The following is a 446-nucleotide window of genomic DNA, read 5'->3' as shown; positions in this document are numbered from 1 at the left end:
CTACAGAATTGAAATATGCAACGCTGTCATCATGTGTCGGAAAACCGCCCAAGGCCACAGCCGACATCGCATGACACAAGGCATCAAACCAGCCCATACCAGCAATATGCAAGGATACAAAAGCCGCAGCAGTTGTCAGCGCATAGGCAAACCAAAGCCATTTGGCCACTTGCGAAATACGGGGAGCCATCTTGCTTTCCTTATCCATACCCGGAATTTCCGCTTTGAAGAGCTGTGTCCCCCCCACGCCCAACATCGGCAAACTCGCCACAGCCAGCACGATAATACCCATACCGCCAAGCCAGTTGAGCATGTGCCGCCAAAAACTGACCGACGGATCCCGCGTATCCAAGCCGGAAATCACTGTTGCCCCCGTTGCCGTCAGCCCCGCCATCGCTTCAAAAAACGCATCGGTGAAACTCATGGACCTGTCTATTATACACATT

1 protein-coding gene is annotated in these 446 nt (G+C 52.7%); it reads right to left on the bottom strand.

Features of this window, described 5'->3' with window-relative positions:
* The coding region (locus ACTHTU_RS11330; protein WP_440362603.1) for a potassium transporter TrkG at nt 1-446 on the bottom strand (446 nt) is incomplete at both ends.

It is taken from the genome of Neisseria sp. P0020.S005 (assembly GCF_051957055.1).
In the GTDB taxonomy this organism is placed as follows: Bacteria; Pseudomonadota; Gammaproteobacteria; order Burkholderiales; family Neisseriaceae; genus Neisseria; species Neisseria subflava_A.
Note: the sequence above shows the minus strand (reverse complement) of the source record. Positions and strands in the feature narration are given on the sequence as shown.